The organism is Nocardia huaxiensis (assembly GCF_013744875.1).
GTDB classification, from domain to species: domain Bacteria; phylum Actinomycetota; class Actinomycetes; order Mycobacteriales; family Mycobacteriaceae; genus Nocardia; species Nocardia huaxiensis.
In genome coordinates this window covers 5,458,000-5,482,306 of record NZ_CP059399.1, presented here as the reverse complement: position 1 = coordinate 5,482,306, position 24,307 = coordinate 5,458,000, and the positions used below count along the sequence as shown (strand labels likewise).

23 protein-coding genes and 1 pseudogene are annotated in these 24,307 nt (G+C 67.7%); 9 read left to right on the top strand and 15 right to left on the bottom strand.

From position 1 onward, the window contains the following. Positions 1-5: 5 nt before the first annotated feature. On the bottom strand, positions 6-1,214 hold the full coding sequence (locus tag H0264_RS24715; RefSeq protein WP_181579750.1) for an FAD-dependent monooxygenase: 1,209 nt from the start codon (positions 1,212-1,214) through the stop codon (positions 6-8). Positions 1,215-1,317: 103 nt separating this feature from the next. Here H0264_RS24715 and H0264_RS24710 point away from each other — a divergent pair, with 103 nt between their 5' ends. Beyond that, the gene (locus tag H0264_RS24710) at positions 1,318-1,890 is read left to right on the top strand and encodes a TetR/AcrR family transcriptional regulator (protein WP_181579749.1); all 573 of its coding nucleotides are present in this window, start codon (positions 1,318-1,320) and stop codon (positions 1,888-1,890) included. 22 nt (positions 1,891-1,912) lie between these two features. On the opposite strand, the gene H0264_RS24705 is transcribed toward H0264_RS24710, so the two are convergent. After that, complete coding sequence (locus H0264_RS24705) at positions 1,913-3,457, bottom strand: MFS transporter (RefSeq protein ID WP_244975938.1); 1,545 nt, start codon at positions 3,455-3,457, stop codon at positions 1,913-1,915. A gap of 161 nt (positions 3,458-3,618) precedes the next feature. Further along, positions 3,619-4,995 carry a CoA transferase gene (locus tag H0264_RS24700; RefSeq protein WP_244975937.1) on the bottom strand — a complete coding sequence of 459 codons (1,377 nt, stop codon included), beginning with the start codon at positions 4,993-4,995 and terminating at the stop codon, positions 3,619-3,621. Between the two features lie 34 nt (positions 4,996-5,029). Here H0264_RS24700 and H0264_RS24695 point away from each other — a divergent pair. Further along, a pseudogene (locus H0264_RS24695) lies at positions 5,030-5,731 on the top strand (thioesterase II family protein); the annotation flags it as partial. Here H0264_RS24695 and H0264_RS24690 read toward each other — a convergent pair. Together H0264_RS24690 and H0264_RS24685 are read right to left on the bottom strand one after the other, a co-directional pair. Further along, positions 5,728-6,129, bottom strand: a complete 402-nt coding sequence (locus tag H0264_RS24690; protein ID WP_231085376.1) for a DUF2784 domain-containing protein — start codon at positions 6,127-6,129, stop codon at positions 5,728-5,730. The pseudogene H0264_RS24695 and the gene H0264_RS24690 overlap by 4 nt on opposite strands. Before the next feature lie 315 nt (positions 6,130-6,444). Beyond that, positions 6,445-7,908 (bottom strand): SDR family NAD(P)-dependent oxidoreductase, encoded by a 1,464-nt coding sequence (locus H0264_RS24685; RefSeq protein ID WP_181579747.1) that lies wholly within the window; start codon positions 7,906-7,908, stop codon positions 6,445-6,447. A 6-nt stretch (positions 7,909-7,914) separates the two neighbouring features. Between H0264_RS24685 and H0264_RS24680 the strand changes: the two genes are divergently transcribed. After that, complete coding sequence (locus H0264_RS24680; RefSeq protein ID WP_231085378.1) at positions 7,915-8,208, top strand: hypothetical protein; 294 nt, start codon at positions 7,915-7,917, stop codon at positions 8,206-8,208. A gap of 58 nt (positions 8,209-8,266) precedes the next feature. On the opposite strand, the gene H0264_RS24675 is transcribed toward H0264_RS24680, so the two are convergent. Further along, a complete protein-coding gene (locus H0264_RS24675; protein ID WP_181579746.1) occupies positions 8,267-9,796 on the bottom strand; it encodes a hypothetical protein in 1,530 nt (509 codons plus the stop codon). Then, positions 9,793-10,008 carry a hypothetical protein gene (locus tag H0264_RS24670; protein ID WP_181579745.1) on the bottom strand — a complete coding sequence of 72 codons (216 nt, stop codon included), beginning with the start codon at positions 10,006-10,008 and terminating at the stop codon, positions 9,793-9,795. Before H0264_RS24670 ends, H0264_RS24675 begins: the two co-directional genes overlap by 4 nt. Positions 10,009-10,248: 240 nt before the next feature. Here H0264_RS24670 and H0264_RS24665 point away from each other — a divergent pair, with 240 nt between their 5' ends. The 3 genes from H0264_RS24665 (at position 10,249) to H0264_RS24655 (ending at position 12,887) form a co-directional block, all read left to right on the top strand. Continuing rightward, complete coding sequence (locus H0264_RS24665) at positions 10,249-10,938, top strand: TetR/AcrR family transcriptional regulator (RefSeq protein WP_181579744.1); 690 nt, start codon at positions 10,249-10,251, stop codon at positions 10,936-10,938. 97 nt (positions 10,939-11,035) lie between these two features. After that, a complete protein-coding gene (locus tag H0264_RS24660) occupies positions 11,036-12,181 on the top strand; it encodes an acyl-CoA dehydrogenase family protein (RefSeq protein ID WP_181579743.1) in 1,146 nt (381 codons plus the stop codon). After that, the gene (locus H0264_RS24655) at positions 12,165-12,887 is read left to right on the top strand and encodes a TetR/AcrR family transcriptional regulator (RefSeq protein ID WP_231085380.1); all 723 of its coding nucleotides are present in this window, start codon (positions 12,165-12,167) and stop codon (positions 12,885-12,887) included. Before H0264_RS24660 ends, H0264_RS24655 begins: the two co-directional genes overlap by 17 nt. A 97-nt stretch (positions 12,888-12,984) precedes the next feature. Here H0264_RS24655 and H0264_RS24650 read toward each other — a convergent pair whose 3' ends face one another. Together H0264_RS24650 and trpS are read right to left on the bottom strand one after the other, a co-directional pair. Next, positions 12,985-13,692 (bottom strand): methyltransferase domain-containing protein, encoded by a 708-nt coding sequence (locus tag H0264_RS24650; protein ID WP_220139835.1) that lies wholly within the window; start codon positions 13,690-13,692, stop codon positions 12,985-12,987. A gap of 1 nt (position 13,693) precedes the next feature. Then, positions 13,694-14,734 (bottom strand): tryptophan--tRNA ligase, encoded by a 1,041-nt coding sequence (trpS, locus tag H0264_RS24645; protein ID WP_244975936.1) that lies wholly within the window; start codon positions 14,732-14,734, stop codon positions 13,694-13,696. A 226-nt stretch (positions 14,735-14,960) separates the two neighbouring features. Between trpS and H0264_RS24640 the strand changes: the two genes are divergently transcribed. Further along, a complete protein-coding gene (locus tag H0264_RS24640; RefSeq protein WP_244975935.1) occupies positions 14,961-15,833 on the top strand; it encodes an LLM class F420-dependent oxidoreductase in 873 nt (290 codons plus the stop codon). Positions 15,834-16,005: 172 nt separating this feature from the next. Here H0264_RS24640 and H0264_RS24635 read toward each other — a convergent pair whose 3' ends face one another. Both H0264_RS24635 and H0264_RS24630 read right to left on the bottom strand, forming a co-directional pair. Then, on the bottom strand, positions 16,006-17,682 hold the full coding sequence (locus tag H0264_RS24635; protein ID WP_181585801.1) for a penicillin-binding transpeptidase domain-containing protein: 1,677 nt from the start codon (positions 17,680-17,682) through the stop codon (positions 16,006-16,008). Positions 17,683-17,819: 137 nt separating this feature from the next. Continuing rightward, positions 17,820-18,689: a MinD/ParA family ATP-binding protein gene (locus H0264_RS24630; RefSeq protein WP_181579741.1), complete on the bottom strand. Its 870-nt coding sequence runs from the start codon at positions 18,687-18,689 to the stop codon at positions 17,820-17,822. A 338-nt stretch (positions 18,690-19,027) separates the two neighbouring features. Here H0264_RS24630 and H0264_RS24625 point away from each other — a divergent pair, with 338 nt between their 5' ends. Together H0264_RS24625 and H0264_RS24620 are read left to right on the top strand one after the other, a co-directional pair. After that, positions 19,028-19,558, top strand: coding sequence for a gluconokinase (locus H0264_RS24625; protein WP_181579740.1), 531 nt, complete (start codon positions 19,028-19,030; stop codon positions 19,556-19,558). A gap of 61 nt (positions 19,559-19,619) precedes the next feature. Then, positions 19,620-20,546, top strand: coding sequence for a DUF808 domain-containing protein (locus tag H0264_RS24620; protein ID WP_181579739.1), 927 nt, complete (start codon positions 19,620-19,622; stop codon positions 20,544-20,546). Here H0264_RS24620 and H0264_RS38310 read toward each other — a convergent pair. From H0264_RS38310 to H0264_RS24600, 4 genes are all read right to left on the bottom strand, one after another. Next, positions 20,530-21,084 carry a protein kinase family protein gene (locus tag H0264_RS38310; protein WP_220139834.1) on the bottom strand — a complete coding sequence of 185 codons (555 nt, stop codon included), beginning with the start codon at positions 21,082-21,084 and terminating at the stop codon, positions 20,530-20,532. The two genes, H0264_RS24620 and H0264_RS38310, sit on opposite strands and share 17 nt — an antisense overlap. A 592-nt stretch (positions 21,085-21,676) precedes the next feature. After that, complete coding sequence (locus tag H0264_RS24610) at positions 21,677-22,741, bottom strand: DNA polymerase domain-containing protein (protein WP_181579738.1); 1,065 nt, start codon at positions 22,739-22,741, stop codon at positions 21,677-21,679. Beyond that, the gene (locus H0264_RS24605; protein ID WP_181579737.1) at positions 22,738-23,820 is read right to left on the bottom strand and encodes an ATP-dependent DNA ligase; all 1,083 of its coding nucleotides are present in this window, start codon (positions 23,818-23,820) and stop codon (positions 22,738-22,740) included. The genes H0264_RS24610 and H0264_RS24605 overlap by 4 nt, the downstream gene beginning before the upstream one ends. A 52-nt stretch (positions 23,821-23,872) precedes the next feature. Continuing rightward, positions 23,873-24,271 (bottom strand): cold-shock protein, encoded by a 399-nt coding sequence (locus tag H0264_RS24600; protein WP_231085389.1) that lies wholly within the window; start codon positions 24,269-24,271, stop codon positions 23,873-23,875. Positions 24,272-24,307 lie beyond the last annotated feature (36 nt).

The following is a 24,307-nucleotide window of genomic DNA, read 5'->3' as shown; positions in this document are numbered from 1 at the left end:
ACCGATCAGTACTCCGGCAGCACGTAGTCCTCGGTCTGGTCCAGCATCTTCATCATGACCGGGCGCATGATCTTGGTGGTCATGAGCTTGCCCATCAACTGCGCCGCCTTCAGCCCGAATTCGGAGGTGGGCAGCATCATCTTGATGCCGCCGCCCGGAATCTCCTTGGCCTTGGCCAGGAACGGGGTGACGATCTCCTCGTAGCGGGCGAGTGCGGCCGCGAGATCGCCCGGGGTGGACGCGATTTCACCGGCGAGCACGTAAGCGCCCACAATGGCCATGGCGGTGCCCATGCCGGTCATGGGGGAGCCGCAGAACGCGGAATCACCCAGCAGGGTGACCCGGCCGGCCGAGAGCGTCGGCATGTCGATGCGCACGAGTTCGTCGAAGTAGAAGTCGGGCGTGGAATCCATGGCGGCCAGGATCTCCGGCGCTTTCCAGCCCGCCCCGGCGAGCATGTCGCGAATCAGCTGCTGTTGCGCGGCCACATCGCGGCGCAGCGCCGGATTCTGTTCGGTGCGCAGCGTGATGATGGCCTTGGAAGTGGCCGGATCGGCGTCGGCGCGCACGCCCACCGAGGCGCTGGGCACCGGGTGGATGGTCATCCACTCCGGGTTCACCCCGGCCGGGGTGTCGATGGTGTAGAAGGACATGTAGCCGCCCAGGTAGGTGGCGAACTGCTCCTCGGGGCCGAAAGCCATTCGGCGCGTGGCCGAGTGCACGCCGTCCGCGCCGATCACCAGGTCGAAACGCTCGACCGCGCCGGAGGCGAAGGTGACCGCGACTCCGGTCTCGTCCTGCGTCAGGCCCTCGACCCACTCGCCGTAGCGGTAGTCGAGTTCGCCTGCGGCGGCGGCGAGTTCGGTGAGCAGGACATTGTTGAGATCTCCGCGGGAGATCTCGATATCGGCGACCGGGCCCTTGCCGTCGAACATGTCGGCGCCCATGCGGTAGATCTCCGCGCCCTTGCGGTCGACCAGCAGCATGGCCTCCTCCTGCAGCTGGTACTTGCGGATGCCCTCCATCAGGCCCATGCGCTCGGCCACCATGCGGCTGGGACCGCGCAGGTCGACGGCCTGGCCGCCGGGCCGCGGGGTCTCGGCGCGCTCTACGACGGTGACCGCGACGCCGGCCCGAACCAGTTGCAGTGCAACGGCGTTGCCTGCGATGCCGCCGCCGGCGACCAGGATGCGGAGGTTGGTGGTGGTGCTCATTTCGGTACTCCCTCGGAGAAGAACGTCTGTCTAAGACATATGTCTAACAGACTCTCGCACAGCTGTCTAGAACAAATGTCTAAGACGCTGGTAGGGTGCGGTTATGGGAAACCGAGAAGATCTCCTGGCGGGCGCCCGCCAGGCCATCCTGGAGCGCGGCCTCGCCAAGGTCACCGCCCGCGATATCGCCAATGCCGCCGGTGTCAGCCTCGCCGCCATCGGCTATCACTTCGGCTCCAAGGACCGCCTCGTCATGGAGACGCTCACCGAGGGCGTCGGCTCCGATATCGGAGACGGCATCGAAGCCGCGATCCGGGATGCGGGGGAGGGGCAGACTCCGTGGGACGCGCTCGCGAACACCTGGAACGGCTTCGTCGACGTGGCCTACAACAATCGGGAATCGCTCATACTCAGCGCTGAGAACGGCGTGCAGATCTCCCGGGATCCCGAAGCGCAGATCTACATGGCCGAGGCGACCGCCAAAGCCCTCGGCGACATGGCGGTCACGCTGCGGGAGGTGTATCCGGAGCTGTCGGCGGAACAGTCCCAGGCCGTGGGCCGGCTGCTGTTCATTCTGTTCCAGGGGCTGGCCATGCAATCGCTCATCGCGCCGACCGCCGAGCAGCTGTCCGGTGAGGATCTGGTGACCGCGGTGCGGGCGCTGCGCGGGTGCTGACACGCCCCACGACACCGTCGGCTCACCCAGGTGGAATGTGCCGCAACCTCGTCACGGCGATGAAGGCCAATACCAGGGCCGCGCCGGCGGCGATGGCGGAGGTCAGGTGCATCCCGGTGAGGAACGCCTGCCTGGCCGAATCGGCTACTGCCGCACCGAGATTGCCGGGCACCGCATGCGCGACCTCCATGGCCGCGCCGAGGGTGTCGCGGACGCTGGAGGCGTCCGCATCGCGCAGGCCGTAGGGCAGCGTGGTGGCCAGCTCGGCGCGATAGATGGCGATGCTGATGCTGCCGAGAATCGAGATCCCCAGTGCACCACCGAATTCGGCTCCCGTCTCGGACAGGCCGGAGGCCGCCCCGGCCTGCTCCGGCGGCGCGGTACCCACGATCAGCTCGGTGGTGATGCCGAAAACCGGTGCGAGCCCGAAGGATACGAGCAGGGACGCGGCGATGGTGATGCCCACCCCGCCGTCCACCGCGATGCGCGTCAGCAGCAGCAACCCGCCGGCGGCCATGGCCATGCCGACGCCGATCATATACGCGGGCCGCACATGTTTCACGATGCGCGGTCCGAGCTGTGATCCGATCATAAATCCCAAACCCGCTGGTATGGTGCAGATTCCGGCACGCAACGGTGACATTCCCAAAACCAGCTGGAAGTACTGCCCCACGAACAGGAAGTATCCGAACGCCACGAAAATGGCGACCATATTGATGGTCAGCGCGGTGCGGAAACTGCCCAGCCGGAACAATCGCAGATCCAGCATGGGTTCGGGCACCGTCAACTGCCGCCGCACGAACATGGTGCCGATGACGATTCCGGTCAGCAGCGCGGTGAGCGCGGGCGTCCGGAACCCGTCCTGCGCGGCCTGCTTCATCCCGAACACCAGCAGCAGCACCGCGCCCGTGCACATGGCCGCGCTGACCAGATCCAGCCGCCCCGCATCGGGATCGCGGAACTCCGGCAGCACGCGCGGCGCGAGCACGATGAGCAGCACCATGACCGGCACTGCCAGCAGGAACACCGCACCCCACCAGAAGTTCTCGAGCATCAGGCCGCCGGCCAGCGGGCCGATCGAACCGCCCACCGAATACGAGCCGACCCACACCCCGACCGCGATCGAGCGCTGCGCCGGATTGGGAAACATGGTGAAGATCAAAGACAGGGTGGAGGGCGCCAGTGTGGCCCCGGCGACCCCGAGCAGGGCGCGGCAGGCGATGAGCACGGGCGCGGACGGGGCGAACGCGGCGATGATCGACACCACGGCGAAGGCCGCGGCGCCGATCATCAATAGTCGTCGTCTGCCTATGCGGTCTCCGATGGTTCCCATGGTGAGCAGCAGCCCTGCCACCAGAAAGCCGTAAACGTCGATGATCCAGAGCAATTGGGAGCTGGTCGGGCGGAGCTCGGCGCTGATCTGCGGGACGGCCAGGTGCAGGACCGTGAGGTCCATGGAATACACCAGGCACGCCAGAGCGAGCACCGCCAACCCGGCCCACTCCCTACGTCCCACTCTGGTTGCGCCGGCCTCCTGGGCGGCAAAAAGGGGAGTGGTTGTGTCCACGATGACGTCCTCCATCCGCGTACCGGCAAAACTGTCGGTAATCACCATGTCGGTTCCAGGATCTCATCTATTAACGACACAAAAACCGGCTGTACGAAGGGAATTCACATATTCGCCGATGCGCTTGCGAGTGTGTGCACAGATGGTCATGACGTTTTGTGTTACGCCAGCAAACCGTCCGGTCGGGGTGCCCATTCGGGGAGGTCGGAGCCGTACGGCGGGGCCGGCCAGGCGTAGTCCGGATACTCCGAAATGGCCGGTCCGGCGGTCGTTACCGCGCCGTGAGTTACCGTGTAGCGAACGTCGGGCACCTGCGCGGACGGGTGCGACGGCGTCCGGCTGGGGGCGGCGAGCAACCAGGATCCGGTGCGCGCCAACGCGACTCGCACATCCCGGCCGTGACCGTCGTGCTCGCGCGCGGTCAGGGCGTCGAGAATCCCGGCGGCGAGGAGGTACCCGCTGCCGTGGTCGAGTGCTTGCGCCGGGAGGGCTCCCAGTGGTTCGCCGGATCGTGAATTCTGTTGTGCGCCTTCGAGAAGCGAGATTCCCGAGGCGGCCTGCACAATGCTGTCGAACCCGCGCCGCCCGCTCCACGGGCCCTGCGCACCCCACGCGCTGACGCTGCCGTGAATGATGCCCGGCCGGATTTCGGCCGCATGCACTCCCAGCCGCTCCAGCGCACCGGGGCGGTATCCGGTGACGAGAATATCTGCCGCACTGAGCAATTCGCTGAAGATCGGCAGATCTCGGCGCAGATCCAGTCGAATCGATCGCTTCCCCTGGCAGCTGTCGAGGTACTGCCACTCGATCTCCGGCAGCTGCGGCGGATCCACCCGGATGACTTCCGCGCCCAGCAGCCCGAGCGCGCGGGTGGCGACGGGCCCGGCGATCACCCGGGTCAAATCCAGCACCCGCACACCCCGCAGCGGCAGCATCTGCGTTGCGCCGGAATCGGTTTCGTGGACGCCGGTGTCGGCCCGCCGTTCGATGGCCACCAGCGGCCCGTCCGCGGCCGCCTTGCCCATGGGGCTGTCGGCCCACTCCTGCTCGGTGCGCACCCGCACCGCAATCGCCCCGAGTTCGGCCGCTCGCTCCTCGATCTCGACGGCGGGCAGTTGTGCGATGCGCGCGATCACCGTCTCACGATCGGCCTCCGCGGGCAGCCCGAGCACCGTGAGCAGCCGCGCGCGATGATGCGAGTAGTTGGCATGCGTTCGCACCCAGGCGTCTTCGGCGCGGAAGAATCCGGACAGTTCGGCGAACTGGTCGATGGCCGCACCGTCGATCCGGAAGAGCTTGTCGCTCGAGAACGCCGCCGCGATCCGGCCCGGCTCGAGCCCGGTCGCCAGCGGCTGCAGCCCGCACGCGAGCCGCCGTCGTTCGGCCGCCGCCGCGAAGGCCGCCACCGAACCCGCGGCCAGGGACCACACGGGAAGTGTCGCAGCCAGATTCGCGCCCGGATCGGGCAGCGTCATACTCGAGGGGGTGACCCCGGCGCCGGCTTCGTAGTCGCGGACGAGCGCTGCGTTCGTATCCACCAGATCGACAGTAATCCCCGAAGGAGGCTTCCCCGTGGTGGCAAATCTCACCGGCACCGACTGGTTGCGCGCCCTGCGACCCGATCCGGACGTGCGCACGGTCCTGGTGTGCTTCCCGCCCGGTGGCGGATCGGCCACCGCCTACCGGTTGCTGGCGCAGCGATTCGGCTCGGGCACCGCGGTTTTCGCCGTCCAGTACCCGGGCCGCCAGGACCGGCTCGGCGAGCCGCTGGTCACCGACCTCGCCGAGCTGGCCGAACGCACGGCACAGGATCTGCTCGGCTGGCCGGACACCACCCGCGTGGCGCTGTTCGGGCACAGCATGGGCGCCACCGTCGCCTACGAGACCGCCCGCCGCCTCCAGGCCGCTGGCCGGCCGCCGCTCCACCTGTTCGTATCCGGCCGCACCGCACCGGCTTCGGCGGCCACGGGCCGTCTGCACGAGGGGCCGGACGAGGGCCTCATCGCCGAAGTGGAACGCCTCGCCAACGATCCCGGACCGGTCGCGCTCCTGCGCTCCGAACCGAGCCTGGCCGAACTGGTACTGCCCGCGCTGCGCGCCGACTACCAGGCCGTCGAAACCTACCGCTACCGCGCCGGCGACCCCCTGAGCTGCCCGATCACCGCGCTGATCAGCACCGCCGACCCGACGGTGTCCGTCGAACAGGCGGGGGAGTGGAGCGCGTACACCACCGCCGATTTCCAGCGGGCCACCTTCGACGGCGGCCACTTCTACCTCGATCTGCCCGAGAACATCCCCGCCGTCGCGGATTTGGTCGCCCGCCGCCTCGACAACCAGAACCACCCCACCCAGGACACGACGACGCACACCGCTACGGCGAATCGCACCTCTTCGAGCGCCTCCCGCGGATAGATCACCCCGGTGATGTAGTGGTCGATGAACCCGCTGGGCGGCAATCCGGCCTGCCCGGCGCGGTGTCGCGCCCAATCCTCCAAATCGGTGAGCGGACAGTCGAATCCGATCAGGACGGTGCTGAACCCCCACGCCACCGCGAGTAGATGCAGCCAGATGGTCCGCGGCCACCGCCACGCGACGAACCCGCCGACCACCACATAGGCCACGAACGCGAAATGCGCGCCCGCGGTCACATCGGCCAGTACCCGGTAGAGCATGCTCCCAGGATAGGAGGGGGAGGGGAGAGGCAGTCGGCTACATACCTACATGCAGATATGCATTCGTTCGCATGGAAGGGGAGGGGTGTCGAAACCGGCCGCAGCCCCCGAAAGTCGTTGAGGCCGAGTCGACATCACAATCCACCGCCTCAGGATCCAAGAATCCGAAGGCCTCTTCCCATGACAATCTAAGCCATATCTATACGCAGATATGCGCATCTAACTATATAATCCAACCTTCATCACATACAGCCGAACCCGCCGCCTCACCCTTAAAAACAGCAAAGAGGCGAGGGGCGGGTCCGGTTGTGCCGGTTACCAGTTGGAGGGTTCGTAGTCTTTCAAGAAACAGCCGAACAGGTCTTCGCCGCTCTCGCCGCGCACGATGGGGTCGTACACCCGCGCGGCGCCGTCGACCAGGTCGAGCGGGGCGTGGAAGCCTTCCTCGGCGAGCCGGATCTTGGTGTAGTGCGGTCGCTCGTCGGTGATCCAGCCGGTGTCGACCGCGGTCATGAGAATCCGGTCGGCGTCGAACATTTCGCGGGCGCTGGTGCGGGTGAGCATGTTCAGCGCGGCCTTGGCCATATTGGTGTGCGGGTGGCCCGGTCCCTTGTAGCCGCGCTCGAAGACGCCTTCCATGGCGGAGACGTTCACGACGTACTTGCGTCGCGCCGGCGAGGCCGCCATGGCCGCACGCAGTCGCGAGATGAGGATGAACGGCGCGGTCGAGTTGCACAGCTGCACTTCGAGCAGTTCGGTGGCGTCGACCTCGCCGACGGTCTGCACCCAGCTGTTGGTGTGCGCGAGATCCGGCACGAGCCCGCCGGCGTCGATGGCGACTCCGGCCGAAATGCGTTCGGGCGTGGCCGATCCCGCGACGAGGGCGAGTTCGGCGATGTCGTCGGCGGTGAGCGTGGGGGTGAGCGATGCGGTGAGCGCGGTGGGGTGCGCCTGCATGGTCTTGCCGAAGGTGACGACGTCGGGCAGTTCGCCCGCGGGCAGCGGTCCGTTCTCGGCTTCGACGAGGGCGCTGTAGGCCCCGGCCGAGCGGCGTACGGTCTGCGCGGCATTGTTGATGATGATGTCGAGGGGGCCCTGGGCGGCGATGTCGTCGGCGAGGGCGACGACCTGTGCGGGGTCGCGCAGGTCGATGCCGACGATGCGCAGCCGGTGCAGCCAGTCGGCGCTGTCGGGCTGGACGGCGAAGCGGCGGATGGCGTCGTTGGGGAAGCGGGTGGTGATGGTGGTGTGCGCGCCGTCGCGCAGGAGTCGCAGCGCGATGTACATGCCGATCTTGGCGCGGCCGCCGGTGAGCAGGGCGCGTTTGCCGGTGAGGTCGGTGCGGGCGTCGCGTTTGGCGTGGCTCTTTTCGGCGCAGCTGGGGCAGAGCTGGTGGTAGAAGGCGTCGACGTGGGTGTAGCGCTGTTTGCAGATGTAGCAGGGCCGGGGCCGGATGAGGGTGCCTGCGGTGGCGGTGCCGGTGGTGCTGGAACTGATGGGGATTCCGGCGGTTTCGTCGTCGATGCGGTTGGGTGAGCCGGTGGCGGTGGCGGCGACGACGGCCTTGTCGGCGGCGGAGACGGCGTCGCGGGCTTCGATGCGCCTGCGCTGCTTGAGTTTCTTGAACATGTGCCCGACGGCGCGCTGCACGGCGATGGAGTCCGGGTGGGTTTTGTCGAGTTTCCCGGCTTGTTCGAGGACGCGCAGGCAGGTGGCCAGCTCGTCGGGGTCGATGGCCGAGGAGTCGGACGGGTGCGCCGGGGTGTTGTTCTCGACCATCGGTGGGTGCTGCTGTCCTTCGTCGGGGGTGATTTGCCGTCGTCCATTGTCGCATCGTGGTTGCCGGGCGCGGTGGCGGGTATTCGGGCAGCGATACAGGAGGTTCTCATGTTGGCTATGGCTGCTGCCGTGTCGTTCGGTGTGGCGTTGCTGTTCAATCTGTTCGATGCGTCGCTGGGGGAGATCACCGAGGCGACGCTGGTGGTTCTCGGGTTGCTGCTGGTGGCGTTGCATCTGGCGGGTGTGGGTGCGGGGCGTTCGTGGAATGCGCGGTCGTGGCGCGGTCGCGCGCGTAGGTGATCCGAACACGTGAGGCCCGGTCACCGTGGTGACCGGGCCTCGACGGCTGTGGGCTGAATCAGGCTGTGGCGGTGGCGGGTTCGAGTTGTGCGGCGACGTGGTCGTGGCCGAGTTCGCCGGCGCGTTCGGCGAGCAGGCCGAGGAGTTTGGCGGGGATTTCGGCGCGGACTTCGACGAGGGCGTGCCAGACCACGTCCGGGGTGCCGGGGTGCAGGGCGGAGAGGAATTCTTCGAGGTCGTCCATGCCGTCGATGATGTCGAGGACGCGGGCGCGGCCGTGCTGGTCTTGTGCGAGGGCGACGTCGACGAGGGTGTGAATATTGTCGCCGCGGGAGGCGGTGAGCAGGGCGGCGAGCAGTTGTTCGCGGGTGAGGTCGCCGATGCAGCCGGCGAGGGTGGGTTTGGTGGCGTCGGGCAGGGCGTCGACGAGTGGCAGGGCCTGTGACCAGAGGTCGTGTTCGGCGGTGCTGGTGATGACGGCGCGCAGGACGTCGGTTTCGGACATGACGGGCAGGCCGGCGAGGCGGCGGCGGTTGTCGTCGGTCATGGCGAGGGCGACGGGGATCATGGCGTCCCACAGGCCGGCGGTGTCGGCTTCGCGGATGAGTTCGCCGAGGCGTTCGTCGGATTTGTCGGCGACGCGGGCGGCGATGAAGGCGAGTTGCGGTGTGGGCAGGTGTGGTGCGAGGGGGAGCAGGTTGGCCCAGTGGCCGTCGTCGAGTGCGGTGTCCATGATGGCGGTGAGGACGTGTTCGTGGTGGACGGCGGGGCGTTCGGCGAACAGGCGCAGGCTGTCGTGGCTCATGGCGCTGGTGATGGGCAGCAGGGTGGCCCAGGCGTCGAGGTCGCGGACGGCGTGGATGAGTTTGTCGAGGACGTCGCCGCCGAGGCCGGCGGCGGTGTCGCCGATCCAGGCGCGGTTGTGGGGTGCGATGGAGTCGAGCAGGTCGATGCCTTCGGCCCACATTTCGTGGTCGGCGGCGGCGCGGATGACGCCGGGCACGCGGTCGGAAACTATGTGCAGCACATTGTCGATGGCGGTTTTGTCTTCGAGCAGGAAGGCGATGCGCAGTAGGTCGACGTCGCTCATGATGGGTGCGGCGGCGCGCAGGGCGGGTTCTGGGACGACGTGGACGAAGCGGCCCATGGTGATGTGGTCGCCGCGGGCGAGTAGTTCGCGTGCGGTGTCGGCGACCATTTTGGGGGGTACGGCGGCGATGATGGCGGCGGTGCGGCGCGGGTCGAGTTGCACGGAGCATTCGGCGAGGAAGCGCGGTGACAGGGTTTTGGCGATGTCGATGGCGCGGCCGGGTTCGACGGCGCTGGCGACGGCGGCGCACAGGACGGGTCCGAAGGCGCGTTCGGCCATTTTGGAGCTGATGGCGACGGGGACGAGTTTGCTGGCGGCGGCGACGCCTTTGAGTCGTTTGGTGTCGGCGTCGAAGAGCAGGTCGGTGGCGCGTTCGCGGAATTCGCGGATGGCGGCTGGGGGTAGGTCGGCGAGGAAGTCGAGTTCGGTGGGGTCGGTGAGGCCGAGCAGGCGGGCGAGTTTGGTGATTTCGGCGACGGCGACGAGGTGTTCGCTCATAGTCCCAGTGCTTTCTTGACGGCCGGGCGCATGAGGCGCGGCACGAAGTCGAGGGAGGTTTCGATGGCGGCGTCGAGGTTGTCGCCGCGTTGCCGCTGGGCGGTTTTGAGAAGTCGGTCGAGTTCGGTGAGGTCCGGGTCCGGGAGCCGGTGGAAGGCGTCGGGGAGCGGGGCCTGCAGGGTGCTGGCGAGCTGGCGTGCTGCGTCTGACATCGGTGTCTTTCCGGGGTCGGTTCACGATGTGGACCGCGGTGCGTGCCGGTGCGACCCCACTCGCACCGGTGCGTACCGGCGGTACGGATACCGATACTCGCAGTACGCTCGGCGCGAAAGCAATGCTGTGTGCTGGACCGTGGTTGTGGCCTCTGTCACTCGACTACCCGGTGGTAAGCAGTGGAAACGCTCGGGGGTGACGTCGTACTGCCGGTACGCTACGCTCGGCGGGTGGCTCGCATGAGTGCCGAAACGGCCCCGCGGACGGTGACCCGCGACGACATCGTGGATGCGGCGATCCGGGTGATCGATCGCGATGGTCCGCATCCGAGCATGGATCGCATCGCTCGCGAGGCCGGGATCACCAAGCCGCGGCTGTATCGCCAATTCGCCGACAAGGGCGATCTTTTCACCGAGATCGCCGCGCGCATGTCGAAGCTGGCGTTCGCCTCGGCCGGCAGCGATATGACGTTGATGTTGCAGCCGCCGCGCACCGCGCTGCACAAGGTGTTCACCCAGTACGCGCACGGAATCCTGGAGCATCCCAACGTTTTTCGTTTCCTGGGTCAGGCGCCGGTGTTGCAGCAGTCGGATTCGGGTGTGCTGCAACTGGATTTGGGTCGCAGTGCCGCGCGCCGGTTGACCAAGATGGCGTTGACGGTGTCGGAGGCGGTGGAGCTGGATACCGATGGCATCGACTATTTGTCGCGGGCGCTGATCGGTGCGGTGATCGCCATGACCGATCTGTGGTTGTCGGATTCGGATACGCCGAGTACGGAGCAGACCGGGGAGTTCATCGATCGGGCGACGGAACTGGTGTGGGGCATGATCGATGGTTTCCTGCGTCGCCAGGGCATCGACGCGAATCCGGATACGCCGATCTTCAGCACGCTCGCCGAGGTCAATCAGTCCCGTGCCGCCGGACAGTGACGCTCTGTTGACAGTACGCCAATAGCGGTGCACCCTTGTCCCGTGAGCATCGGCGCCACCGCGCCGGTGAGTCGACGGCAAGCGAAGGACACGAGCGATGGCACGCCCCGCATGGAGCGACGACGAGGTCGAGGCGGTACGGGATCTGGCGACCACCTTCTTCGAGAAGGAGGTGATCCCGCACGAGGAGAAGTTCATCGCCCAGGGCCATCCCGACCGCGCCCTCTACCGCAAGGCCGGTGAACTGGGCCTGCTGTGCGCGGCCATCCCTGCCGAATACGGTGGCGGCGGCGGCACTTTCGCCCACGAGGCCGCCATCATCGAAGCCCAGACCCACGCCGGCGACGGGTCGCTGGGCATGTCGGTGCACTCCTCGATCATCGCCCCCTACATCCACGAGTTCGGCACCGAGGAACTCAAGCGCCGGGTGCTGCCCAAGGCGGCCAGCGGGGAAATGCTGCTGTCCATCGGCATGACCGAACCCGGCACCGGCTCGGACCTGCAGAACATCAAGACCCGCGCGGTGCGTGAGGGCGACGAGTACGTCATCACCGGCCAGAAGATCTTCATCTCCAACGGCTGGCTGTGCGACGGCATCATTCTCGCCGTCAAGACCGACCCCACCCAGGGCGCGGCCGGTGTCTCGCTGATCTTCGCCGAGGTCTCCGACGAGACGCCCGGTTTCAAGCGCGGCCGCATCCTGTCCAAGATCGGCGGCAAGGGTCAGGACACCGCCGAACTGTTCTTCGACGGCCTGCGCGTGCCGGCCTCGAACCTGCTCGGCACCGCCGAGGGCCAGGGCTTCTATCAGATGATGCAGATGCTGGCCCAGGAGCGACTGGTCACCGCGATCCTCGCGGTCGCCATGACCGAGACGGCGGTCAAGCTGACCGTCGACTACACCAAGGGCCGCGAAGCGTTCGGCAAACCGCTGTTCGCCATGCAGAACACCAAGTTCGAGCTCGCCGAGTGTGCGACCATCGCCAAGGTCGGACGTGTCTTCCTCGACGACTGCATCAGCAAGCACCTGCGCGGTGAGCTGGACATTCCGACCGCGGCCATGTCGAAGTACTGGTTGACCGATCAGCTCGGTAATGTGGTGGATCGTTGCCTGCAGTTGTTCGGCGGGTACGGATACATGACCGAATACCCGATTGCCCAGCTGTACACCGGCGCCCGGATCCTGCGGATCCTCGCGGGCGCCAACGAGGTGATGAAGGACCTCATTGCCCGCTCACTCTGACACCCAGATGCCGCCCACGCCCGGCGGCGACACCCTCGAGCCGGCGGCCGGCGGCACTGCGGCCGAGTCGGGCAGCGCCGCTGCCGACACCGGTGACGCTCCGTCGCGTCGCCGTCGCCTCGAACCCGACGAGCGGCGCGCGCAGATCCTGTCGTGTGCCATCGACATGTTCGGCGAGCGCCCGTATGCGGCCGTGTCCACCGCCGAGCTCGCGCAGCGGGCCGGGGTGGCGCGAGGTCTGATCAACCACTACTTCGGCAACAAGCGCGACCTGTATCTGGCGGTGGTGCGCCGCATGGTGACGCTGCCGCGGCTCGAGCACATGCTGGTGCCGACCGGCAGCACCAAGGAACGGGTCGACGCCAGCGTGGAGTGGCTGCTCGACACCATTTCCGAGCACGGCACCACCTGGGTGAAGGTCACCGGTCTGGAAGGCATCGGCGACGATCCGGAAGTACAGCGGATTCTCGACGAGGCCGACAGCGCCGCAGCCGACCGGGTGGTGCAGATGATGGGGTTGTCGCATTCGCTGCACAGTGAGCAATTGCGCGCGCTGGTGCGCTGCTACGGCGGATTGGTGAAGGCGGCCGGGCGCGAATGGATCGTGCGCGGCAACCTCACTCGGGAACAGGTGCACGTGCTGCTCGGCGATTCGCTGACCACACTGGTCACCCAGACCTTCCCGAAGGTCGACGCCGAGAACTGAACCCGCACGCGAAAGCCCGGAGACCTTGCGGTTTCCGGGCCTTCGCATTGCCTGCGATGCCTGGATGCATCGGGTGCGGTGATCGCTTCCGTGTGGCTCAGTCGGCGGTGGCCGGCCTGATGCGCAGCATTTCCTGGGCTCCACGCTGGAATCGGTAGGCGATCTGCTGCAACCGGACGTCGTGGCCGTCGGCGCGCAGTTCCTCGCACAGCCGGTCCAGATACTCGACCGGTTCGCCGGTGGCCTGCACGACCAGTGGATAGATGCGGACCTCGCGGCGGGCCACGCGCACCAGTTCGGCCAGGGCGCGGCGGTGGAAGTCCTCGTCGAAGCGGTCGGACCAGGTGAACAGCAGATGCGAGCACAGCACGAGGTCGAAACTGCCGGTCACGAACGGCAATTCGGGCAGCGCACCGGGCACGTACCGGTCGGGGTGCGCGGTCAGATCCGCGATGAACCGTTCCCCGGCTGCGTGCCGCAGGACGCGACGCTGCTCGATGCCGCCGTACCAGGTCCATTCGAAGCGGTCCGCGTGCGCGGCGATGATGGCGTCGCCGTCGCGGATGGCCGCACGCACCCGGGCCGCGAGCACGTGATCCTCGAGTGCGTACATCGGGTCGACGGCGATCACCCGGTCGCCGGTCTCGGCGGCGAAACTCGCGCCGCCCGCACAACAGTCGAGCACCGAACCGGCCAGATCGGTGTCGGTGAGGGCGAACATGGCGCGATACTCGGCCGCCGAGCGGGAGGTCACCAGCATGTCGTCGAGATCGGCGGCGGCCTGCAGGTGGTGGTCGGAGGTCATGTCAGTACACCGTTCCCATCGCGTGCCGCACCTGGTCGAGGGTGTGTTCGGCGATCTCGTTGGCGCGCCGATTGCCTTCGCGCAGGACGCGACTGGCGAACCCGGCATCGCGTGCCAGTTCGCCACGCCTGCGCCGATGCTCGGCGAAGCGTTCGTTGACCGCGTCGGTGGTGAATCGCTTGAGTGCGCTCGCCCCGGCGTCGCCGATCTCGTCGGCGATGTCGTGTTCGTCGCGGCCCGTGCACAGTGCGGCGGTGGTCAGCAGTGCCGACACTCCCGGCCGCTGGTCCGGGTCGAAGCTGATGCGCCGTTCGGAATCGGTGGGGGCGCGCCGGATCAGGGCCGCGGTCTCGTCGGCGGTCATGGACAGGGCGATGGCATTGCCGTAGCTCTTCGACATTTTGCGGCCGTCGAGTCCGGGCACCTCGGGCGAGGCGGTGAGCAGGGCCTGCGGTTCGGGGAAGACCGGGCCGTAGCGGTCGTTGAATCGGCGCGCGAGCAGCCGCGTGAGTTCGACGTGCGGCAGATTGTCCTTGCCCACCGGCACCAGGTTCGCCGCGCACGACAGGATGTCGGCGGCCTGATGCACCGGATAGGTGAGCAGTAGTCCGCTCAACGCTCGTTCGGACGCCGCGTGCTCGGCTTTCACGGTTGGATTGCGGTGCAGTTCGGCCTCGGTCACCAGGCTCAGCAGCGGCAGCATGAGCTGATTGAGCGCCGGTATCGCCGAATGGGTGAAGATCGTGGCGTGGTCGGGGTCGAGGCCGGCGGCCACATAGTCCAGCACGGCACTGTGCACGTGCTCACGCACCTGGCCGATGCTGTCGCGGTCGGTGATGACCTGATAGTCGGCCAGGATGACGAAGGTGTCCACACCGTGCTGGTGCAGGCGCACGCGTTCGGCGACGGTGCCGAAGTAGTGGCCCAGATGCAGTGCGCCGGTCGGTCTTTCGCCGGTGAGGATGCGGAACAGTTCGGGGTGGGCGGTGACGTCGGCGGCGAGCCGGTCGCTGCGTGCGATGGTGGCGGTGAAGGAATTCACGGTACAGCTCCTGCGAATTGGGGGAGGGCTGTACGAAAACCGCACGTGCACAAGGTGATTCGATGCGGGCTGCGTACAGCCCGCGGACATGACTAACCGGGCTGCTGTTGCAGCCGCCACGCCTGTCGGAGATCGATCACCCTGCCACCATAACAAGGCGGCGGCGTGCCCGTCGCCTCGATTGCGCTGCGACGCTGCTCACGCCGGGCAAGCACAGTGACGGGGAATGCGCGACGCGGAGACCGTGTTGCTGGCGATCATGGTGACGACACAGGAACTCGGAAAGATCGGTGTGTGGCAGGCGTATTCGGTGTTCACCCCCGAATCGGTGCGCGAACTCGAGCAGCTCGGCTACGGCACGGTGTGGCTGGGCGCGTCCCCGGATGCGAGCTGGGACGGCTACGACGCGCTGCTGGCCGCCACCGATTCGCTCACCATCGGCTCCAGCATCGTGAACGTGTGGGCCTCGCCGTCGGCCGAAGCCGCCGAGACCTTCCATCGCCTCGACGACAAATACCCGGGCCGGTTCGTGCTCGGTATCGGTGCCGGACATCGCGAGCACACCGCCGACTACACCAAACCCTATGACGCCCTGGCCGCCTACCTCGACGACCTCGACGCCGCCGGGGTCCCCCAGTCGCAGCGCGCCCTGGCCGCACTGGGCCCGCGCGTAGCCAAGCTGGCCCGCGACCGCACCGCCGGCGCGCTGCCCTACCTCACCGTTCCCGAGCACACCGCCGCCCTGCGCGAACAGCTCGGCCCGCACACGCTGATCGCGCCCGAGCACAAGGTCGTCTTCGACACCGATCCCGACCGTGCCCGCGCCACCGCCCGCGAGACCCTCGGCTACTACCTGGGGTTGTCCAACTACACCGCCAACCTGCGCAGTTACGGCTTCGGTGACGACGATCTGACCGCACCGGGCAGTGACCGGTTCATCGACGCGGTCGCCGCGCACGGCACCGCCGAGCAGATCGCCGACCGGTTGACCGACCACCTGCGCGCCGGCGCCGACCATGTCGCGGTGCAGGTTCTGGGCGGCGACCCGCTACCCGCACTGCGTGCCCTCGCGCCCGCCCTGGCCGAGCGCACGAAATAGCCTGCCGCACACGCTGTCCGGGTGCCGCCCGTCGATCGATCATTGACGGCGGCGCAACCCTGTCATCCCGGCGCGCTTTTGGCGGGGATCCACACACGCAGCGGCGCAACGGATTCGATGGATTCCGGCCAAAGCGCGCCGGAATGACGAGGGCGACACCGCGACTTCCGATTCAGTCGCGGGCGCGCAGCATGCGCCCGGCCGCCTCGACCGCCGGACCCGAGGAGTTGGCGTCGTAGACGAACACCGCGAACGCCAGATCGCCGTCGATGCCGACGAACCAGCCGTGGGCGTGGGTGTCGTCGATGAATTCGGCGGTGCCGGTCTTGCCGAGCAGGCCCGGGATATCGCGCAGGGCGGTGGCGGTGCCGTCGGTGATCGTCTCGCGCATCATCGTTTTCACCTGATCGGCGATCCCGGCCGGTAGCGCCGGGGGAGTCCGGTCCGGTTTGCCCGGCCGGCCGGACACGATCGCGGGCGCGGGCACCGAACCGTGCGCGAGGGTCGCGGCGACCAGGGCCATGCCGAACGGGGACGCGGTCACCTTGCCCTGGCCGATGGCTTCCTCGACGCGCAGCGCCGGGGTGTCGGCGGTGGGGACGCTGCCGGTGACTGTCGTCAGGCCCGGGGTCACGTAGTCGATGCCCAGCCCGAGTTGCGCGGCCGCGTTCGGGAGCGCGTCGGCGGGCAGGCCGACCGCGAGCTTGCCCATGGTGGTGTTGCACGAGCGCGCGAAAGCCGTGTGCAGCGGGACGTTTCCGAGGTCGAAGTTGTTGTCGTTGGGGATGCGGCGGCCTTCGATATCGGCCACTCCCGGGCAGGCCACGATCGAATCCGGTGTCACCGTGCCCGCCTGCAAGGCCGCCGACACCGTCACCGTCTTGAACGTGGAGCCCGGCGGGTACAGGCCGGTCAACGCGATCGGCCCCTGCCCGTCGGCGGCCGCGTTCTGCGCCATGGCCACCACGTTGCCGGTGGAGGGCTGGATGGCGACGATGGCCGCCGCCTGCGGGATCGGCGCGAGCGCCGCCTCGGCCGAACGCTGCAATGCCACGTCGAGGGTGCTGCGAATGTCGGTGGTGGGCTTGGCATCCTGGCCCGCGATGCGTTCGGTGCCCTGCGGGGTCTGCGCGCGCACCGCCCAGCCCGCCGCCGCGTCGGCCTGCTGCTGCCATAGCTCCGACAGGCCCGACAGGGTGGGCGAGGCCAGCGCCTTGTCGGTGGTGAGCAGTCGGGTCTGCGGCGAGAGGGTCACATTCGGCAGTGCCTCGAGCGCGGCCTGGATCGGCGCCAGATCGCTCTGCCGCAGGGTGATCGCCGTAATCGATTTGCCTTGCGCCCCGGCCAGATCCGAGGCCAGCGACTGTGCGGTGATGCCCGGTGCGAGGGGTGCGAGCAGGTTCGCGACCGCCGCGGTGTCGGCGCCCGGTGCCACGTTCACCAGCGTCACGATCTGCTGGGTCATGAGTTCACCGCCCGTGCTGTCCAGAATCCGCGCCGGATCCGGATACACCGCGCTGTACACCAGCGAGCCGGCGTTCATCCCGGGCGCGACGGTTGCCGGATCCCAGCCCACCTTCCAGTCGCCGCCGGTCTCGCTGAGCTTGCCGGTGGTGGTGTAGGTCCAGTCGTTCTTGCCGTCGGCGCCCAGTTTCCAGGTGGCGGCCAGGGTGAAGGTGCCCGCGTCCTTGTCCACCGACTCCACCGTGAAGTGCGCGTCCTTGCCCAGACCCTGGTAGAGGGCGGTCAGGGCGGCGGTGGCCTGGGCAGGATCGGTGGTCACCGCCGCCGCGGCCGCCGGATCGTCGTTGGTCAGTGCGTCGGCGAAAGTGTTTGCGGCACTGCGCATCCGGTCGGTGGTCTGGTCACCGCCGCAGCCGGTGAGTGCGACGACGGGGACAGCGAACAGGGCGAGGACTCTGATTCGGGTACGCACCCGCCCGACCCTACCGTTCGGAAATACCGTGGCGTGGGACGCGCGATCGGTCACCGCAGCAGTTTGACCAGCTGACGGTAGGCCGCGCGGGTCTGATAGGCGAGCTTGGTCCAGGTGATCGGGCCGCCCGTCGCCAGATGTGTGTCGTAGGGGATCTCGGTGACCGCCCGCACGAACTTGCCCAGATAGGTGCGGGCGTGGTCGGCCACCAGCGGCCCGTCGCTGCGATGCTGGCGTGTCACCACGATGACGGCCTCAGCCAGATGGAACTGGCTGTAGTTGTCGTCGAGCCAGATCAGCGCCGGCTTGAGCCGGTTGATCGCGTCCGGGCGGGCGGCCAGGGTGATCACCAGCCCGATGCGCGGATCACTGAGCAGCGGCGCGATCATCCGATTCGACACCGGCGACCCGCCGTCATAGATCGGCAGGCACCCCGCCTCCCACAGGTCCCGCTGTACCGAGGCGTAGCTCTCGCGCCGCGGCAGGGCTTCGGGCCCGCGCGGCATCACCCCGAACCCGGCCCGGTTCTCCCCGCAGCTGTCGAGCACCGAGGGCGCCAGCCCGCGCGGGCACAGGGTCAGCCACGTCTGCACGGTGCCGGCCGCGTCGATGGCGTCGCAGCCGCGCGTGGCCAGATCCCCGCCGCTGGCACTGGCGTCCACCGCGATCGGGGACCGTTCCCCGTATTCGAACGCGGCCGCGGCCGCGATGCCCAGTGCGGTCGAGGTCGTGCCCGACCCGCCCGAGGATCCCATCACCAGCACCGGCGGAATGTCGGCGCGCAACAGATGGTGCCCGTCCCCGCCGTGGAGTGGCACGAGATCGGTCGGCGCTCCGGGCGGCGCCGGACGCAAGAGCAGATTCAGATCGGTGGGCGTGGAGGAAAGCTCGGCAGGTCGATCGGGAATGTGCGGTAACACTCGAGATTCCTTAACTACGTGCGGCATTCGGTACTGCGGAATCACGATGGATGACCACCACGTCGCCATTGATGTGCGTGATCCATCGCCACGACGCTGCACCCGCACGGACCCCGACACTCCACACCGTGTAGACGATTCGCCCCTGCGCCACAACGTCTTCGATGAAGTTCTCTACGGGCTGTCTACTCCCGCGCACCCCCTGGCGTACCGGAATTTCAAAAATGTTGCCGTACAGCCTCTTTCACCGGCGCCGCCAGAATACTTGATCTTGTCGCGATCAGGGCACGTTCCGGCGCCGTATTCTGCGCCTATCCTGAACCCAGGAGGTGATCTTGATGCCCGCAACCATCGTCGTCGTCATGGGCGTCTCCGGCACCGGCAAATCCACCGTCGCCCGCGCCCTGTCCACCACCCTGGGCTGGGACCTGCTCGAAGGCGACGATCTCCACCCCGCGGCCAATATCGCCAAAATGTCGGCCGGCCACCCCCTCACCGACGCCGACCGCCGGCCCTGGCTGGAATCCATCGCCCACTGGATCGCCGACCACGCCGCCACCGGCGCCAGCGCCGTCATCACCTGCTCGGCCCTCAAGAAGACCTACCGAGACATCCTGCGCCACTCCGTCACCGCCCACCCCACCACCGAACTCCTCTTCCTCTACCTGCACGGCACCCGCCCCCTGCTCGCCCTCCGCACCACCACCCGCACCGGCCACTTCATGCCCCCGGCCCTGCTCGACTCCCAGCTGGCCACCCTCGAAGACCCGCGATCCGAACCCGATGTCCTCACCATCGACGTCGCGGGCACACCCCGGCAGGTCGAAGCCGCAGCGCTGACCGCCCTCCGTGACCGCCTCGGTTCCTGAGGACCGCAACGAGCACCAGTGCATTCGTGCGGACCGGTGCCGGGCCGGTAACCTGCCTGGCATGAGCGCAGGCCTGTTCGGACTCCTCGATGACGTGGCCGCGCTGGCCCGGCTCGCGGCTGCTTCCATCGATGACATCGGCGCGGCCACCGGGCGGGCGACCGCCAAGGCCGCCGGTGTGGTGATCGACGACACCGCGGTGACACCGCAGTACGTGCACGGCATCACCGCCGACCGTGAACTGCCGATGATCAAGCGGATCGCCATCGGGTCGCTGCGCAACAAGCTGCTGTTCATTCTTCCGGCGGCGCTGATCCTGAGCCAGTTCGCGCCGTGGCTGCTCACCCCGATCCTGATGATCGGCGCCACGTATCTGTGCTTCGAAGGCGCCGAGAAGGTGCTGGGCCGCTTCCTGCACCACGACAGCCATGAGGCCGAATCCAGCGGCGCGGCCGATGAGAAGTCGTTGACGGCCGGGGCCATCCGCACCGATTTCATCCTCTCGGCCGAAATCATGGTGATCGCCCTCAATGAGGTTGCCCACCAGTCGTTCTTCCCCCGGCTGATCATTCTCGCCATCGTCGCCGTCGTCATCACCGCCGCGGTGTACGGCGTGGTCGGCGTCATCGTGAAAATGGACGATGCCGGCCTGGCGCTGGCCGAACGCTCCTCGCGCTTCGCGCAGACCGTCGGACGCGGACTGGTCACGGGCATGCCGAAACTGCTGTCGGCGTTGTCGATCATCGGCACGGTCGCGATGCTGTGGGTCGGCGGGCACATCCTGCTCACCGGCACCGACGAACTCGGCTGGCACTGGCCGTACGAGCTGGTGCATCACGCCGAGGAGGCGGTGCGCGAGGCCATTGCGGGCATCGGCGGAGTGCTGGCGTGGCTGACCAATACCGCCGCGTCGGCCGTCATCGGATTCGTGGTCGGCACCCTCGTGGTGCTGATCGTGCAGGTGCTGCCCTTCAACAAGAAGCACTGAGCCCGTCGGGGTTCGCGCCGCCGAGCAGGCGGCCGATCTCCTCGTCCGGATACCGGGTGGCGCGGCTGGTCTGCTGGAACGCGCGCGTGAACACCGACATCGCCGAGGCGACGGGTGCGTGCCGGGTGAGGATCGAGGCGGCCGCCGCCGGGATATCTTGCGGCGGTGTGCCTTCGGCGAAGCCGCGCACCATCGTGGCGCGGGTCTCCCGGTCCTCCGGCCGCAATCCGTAGAGGGCGGTGGCCAGCCAGTTCACCAGGTAGGTGGCGCTGAAAGCGCGGTCGTAGCTGCGGTTCCGGTCGAAGAAGGCGACCTCCTGCGGTGCGAGGTCGAACCCGCGGGACAGCGCGAGCCCGTAGTCACCGAAATAGAGATGCCGGCCGTCGGTCAGGATGTTGTGGAAATGCGCGTCGAGATGCAGCAGCCCACGACTGTTCATGAACGCGACGCCGGCGGCCAGTTCCCGCTCCACCATGGCGCACGCCCGCTCGGTGGCCTCCTCGCCCGCGGCGACCCGGGTGGTCAGCCATTCGTGCAAATTCTGCGGGAGGTACTCCAGGAACAGGCGGGAGGTACTCCAGGAACAGTGCGATGCTCGCCGACGCGTCGCGCAGCGCCTCGATCCGGCGGCGGATCCGATGCCGGCCGCCCCAATAGTCCACGACGCGATCGATATCGGCGAGCTCCTCGGGCAGCAAACCCGTATCCGGCAGCACCCGCCAGTGATACATGAGCGGAAAGCTCCCGGATTCACCGGCGAGCACCCAGTTCGTCGTCATGGTGTGCACGGCGAGCTCACGCCAAGCACCGAAGCCCGCCCCGCCCACGAGGCCGACACCGTAGTGATAGAACAGCGGCAGGCCGAACAAATTTGCCGTGGATCGCACATGCCGCGGCTGGCGTTCCAGATCGCTGAGGGGCACTCGCTTCACGAACACCGCGGTTCCGGCAACCTCCACCAGCGCCGATGTTCCGCCGATACCGGCCCCGATCGGCGTGCCCGCATCCACCAGCGCACTCAACGCGTGATCACTGTGCAGGGCCAGCGCCGTGGAGACGGCACCGTAGGAACGCAGCCGCGCCGGACGCGACATCGCGTCGGGCGCACAAGACGTCACTGCCCCGAAGACCTAGTCGCCGTTGTCTTTTCGCGCCTTGCTCGGCTGCACGCGGGGAGGTTCGTTGGGCATCTTGGGGTAGACCGGGGGCCACGGGGCGTCCTGCAGGCCCGCGGCCATGTCCTTGGCCGACATCTCCAGCAGCGCGGTGATGTCCTGCGGGGCGCGTTCGGCCCACGGATCACCGAACTGGGCCACCCGCGCGGGCACGGTGGCGATGGTCAGGTCGTCGGGGACGATGTCGGCCAGCGCATCCCAGGCGATCGGCGTCGAGACCTGCGCGCCGACCTTGGGACGCACACACCAGGCGCCGAAAACCGTTTTGTGCGGGGCATTCTGGTTGAAGTCGACGAAAACCCGGGAACCGCGTTCTTCCTTCCACCAGGCCGCGGTGATCTGCTCGGGGTGACGGCGTTCGAGCTCGCGCGCCAGCGCCACCGCCGCATCGCGCACCTGGTAGCCGTCCCATCGCGGTTCGAGCTGGACATACACGTGCAGCCCACGCGAACCCGAGGTCTTCACCCGCGCGTCGATGCCCAGTTCCCGGCACAGATCATGAGTGAGAACGGCCGCGGCGCGCAGATCGGCGAAGGTGATGCCGGGGGAGGGATCCAGATCGATGCGCAACTCGTCGGTGATCCCGGTGGGCGGCAACAACTCTCCGGCCGCGTCGTACACCAGCGGCGCGTCGGCCGGTTGCGGGGCGTCGGCGTGGGTGGGCCACACGTGAAAACCCAAGCAGCCCAGGTTGACCGCCCACAGAATGTGCGCCATATCGGCGGCGACGAGGGCGTCGCTGGTGGTGCCGTTGGGGGTGGACACCTCGGTGGTCTGCAACCAGTCCGGCACCGACTTCGGAACCCGTTTCTGGAACCAGGATTTCCCGCTCGCCCCGTCCGGATACCGCTCGAGCAGCACCGGCCGATCCCGGATCGTGTTCATGATCTGATCCGACACGGCCAGGTAGTAGTCGACCAGATCCCGTTTGGTCTCACCACGTTTGGTGAAGTAGATCTTGTCCGGGTTGGAGATGGTGACCGTGTGCCCGTCGACCTCGAGCTCGAGCTTCTCGCTCATCGGCGCGCCTCGTCGAAGATGGCGGCCAGCTCCGCGGGTGCGACCTCGTCGAGCTGTGCGTAGGTACAGGATTCGGGGGTGCGGTCGCTGCGGAAACGCACCAGGCGCCCGCCGTGGCGCAATCGTCCGGCCATGACATGTTCATACCGCACCTCGGCGACAAGTTCGGGCCGCACAGGCTCCCACGACAGGTCCTTGCCGCCGGTCCAGCGGCTCACCCCGCCCGGCATCTTGCCCTCGGCCTTGGCCTGCGCTGCGGCGTCGGCCCATTCGCGCCACGGATGATTCTCGAGCGCGTTCACCCGTAACGGCGCGAGCTCCTCCACCAGCTCCTTGCGCCGTTTGGCGGTGAAACTGCTGGCCACGCCGACGTGATTGAGCCGGCCGTCGGAGTCGAACAGGCCCAGCAGCAGCGAGCCCACCCCCTCCCCGTCCTTGTGCCAGCGGAATCCGGCCACCACACAGTCGGCGGTGCGTTCATGTTTGATCTTCAACATGACCCGCTTGTCCTGCAGGTAGGGCAGATCCGTGGCCTTGGCCATCACTCCGTCGAATCCGGCGCCCTCGAACCGGGTGAACCAGTCCTGCGCCACATCCGGATCATCGGTCAACGGCGTCAGATGCGTGCGCGACAGACTGCCATCCAGCACCGTCTGCAAAATTTCCCGCCGTTGCCCGAACGGTTCACCGGTCAGATCCTTGTCCCCGAGCGCGAGCAGATCGAATCCGACGAACGAGGCCGGAGTCTGCACCGCCAGCTTGTTGACCCGCGACGCCGCCGGATGCAGCCGCTGCTGCAGGGTGTCGAAATCCAGGCCGTTCTCGGTGACCACCACGATCTCCCCGTCGAGCACGCACTTCTCGGGCAGGGCTTCCCGCAACAGTTCGACCAGCTCCGGAAAGTACCGGGTCAGGGGCCGATCGTTGCGGGAGCCGAGCTCGATCTCGTCGCCGTCGCGGAACACGATGCAGCGGAAGCCGTCCCATTTCGGTTCGTAGAGCAGCCCCGGTTCGCGGGGCAGCGTGGACACCGATTTCGCCAGCATCGGTTTGACCGGCGGCATGACGGGCAGGTCCATGCGACCTCCTCAGGCTCGTAGGCTCACCCGAGACGATCGTAATCCGAACCGGTCAGTTTTCGATCCAGCCGTGCTGATCCGCGAACGCGGTGAGGCGATCCCGAATGGTGAGAATCTCCCCGGCGGTCAGCGCCGGCGAGGCATCGAGCAGCAGTTCGGTAATGAGCCGCTTGTGCTCGGCCTCGCTCAGCAACGCCGCACCCGAGCGTTCCTTGGCCTTGTGCCGGACCGGCGGTGGGGTGACCGCGCCGCCGACCAACGCCAGGTTGATCGCCTTGGGCCCCCGATCGCCTTCGGTCACATCGAATTCGAACACTCGCCCCTGCCGCAGCTCGTCCTCGTCCAGTCCGATGTCGTTGACGTGAACGAACACATCAGGACCCCCGTCTTCCGGACGGATGAAACCGAAACCCCGTGAGCTGTCGAAAGACACCAATTTCCCGATGGACACCTAAACACCCGCTCCTCGTCGCGTCCCTCTGCGGTA

What these genes read in the sequence shown, in the direction of transcription:
- H0264_RS24715 (WP_181579750.1), bottom strand. Translation starts at nt 1,214, where the DNA reads ATGAGCACCACCACCAACCTCCGCATCCTGGTCGCCGGCGGCGGCATC.
- H0264_RS24710 (WP_181579749.1), top strand. Translation starts at nt 1,318, where the DNA reads ATGGGAAACCGAGAAGATCTCCTGGCGGGCGCCCGCCAGGCCATCCTG.
- H0264_RS24690 (WP_231085376.1), bottom strand. Translation starts at nt 6,129, where the DNA reads ATGCTCTACCGGGTACTGGCCGATGTGACCGCGGGCGCGCATTTCGCG.
- H0264_RS24685 (WP_181579747.1), bottom strand. Translation starts at nt 7,908, where the DNA reads ATGGTCGAGAACAACACCCCGGCGCACCCGTCCGACTCCTCGGCCATC.
- H0264_RS24675 (WP_181579746.1), bottom strand. Translation starts at nt 9,796, where the DNA reads ATGAGCGAACACCTCGTCGCCGTCGCCGAAATCACCAAACTCGCCCGC.
- H0264_RS24670 (WP_181579745.1), bottom strand. Translation starts at nt 10,008, where the DNA reads ATGTCAGACGCAGCACGCCAGCTCGCCAGCACCCTGCAGGCCCCGCTC.
- H0264_RS24665 (WP_181579744.1), top strand. Translation starts at nt 10,249, where the DNA reads ATGAGTGCCGAAACGGCCCCGCGGACGGTGACCCGCGACGACATCGTG.
- H0264_RS24660 (WP_181579743.1), top strand. Translation starts at nt 11,036, where the DNA reads ATGGCACGCCCCGCATGGAGCGACGACGAGGTCGAGGCGGTACGGGAT.
- H0264_RS24650 (WP_220139835.1), bottom strand. Translation starts at nt 13,692, where the DNA reads ATGACCTCCGACCACCACCTGCAGGCCGCCGCCGATCTCGACGACATG.
- H0264_RS24640 (WP_244975935.1), top strand. Translation starts at nt 14,961, where the DNA reads ATGCGCGACGCGGAGACCGTGTTGCTGGCGATCATGGTGACGACACAG.
- H0264_RS24635 (WP_181585801.1), bottom strand. Translation starts at nt 17,682, where the DNA reads ATGCGCAGTGCCGCAAACACTTTCGCCGACGCACTGACCAACGACGAT.
- H0264_RS24625 (WP_181579740.1), top strand. Translation starts at nt 19,028, where the DNA reads ATGCCCGCAACCATCGTCGTCGTCATGGGCGTCTCCGGCACCGGCAAA.
- H0264_RS24620 (WP_181579739.1), top strand. Translation starts at nt 19,620, where the DNA reads ATGAGCGCAGGCCTGTTCGGACTCCTCGATGACGTGGCCGCGCTGGCC.
- H0264_RS24610 (WP_181579738.1), bottom strand. Translation starts at nt 22,741, where the DNA reads ATGAGCGAGAAGCTCGAGCTCGAGGTCGACGGGCACACGGTCACCATC.
- H0264_RS24605 (WP_181579737.1), bottom strand. Translation starts at nt 23,820, where the DNA reads ATGGACCTGCCCGTCATGCCGCCGGTCAAACCGATGCTGGCGAAATCG.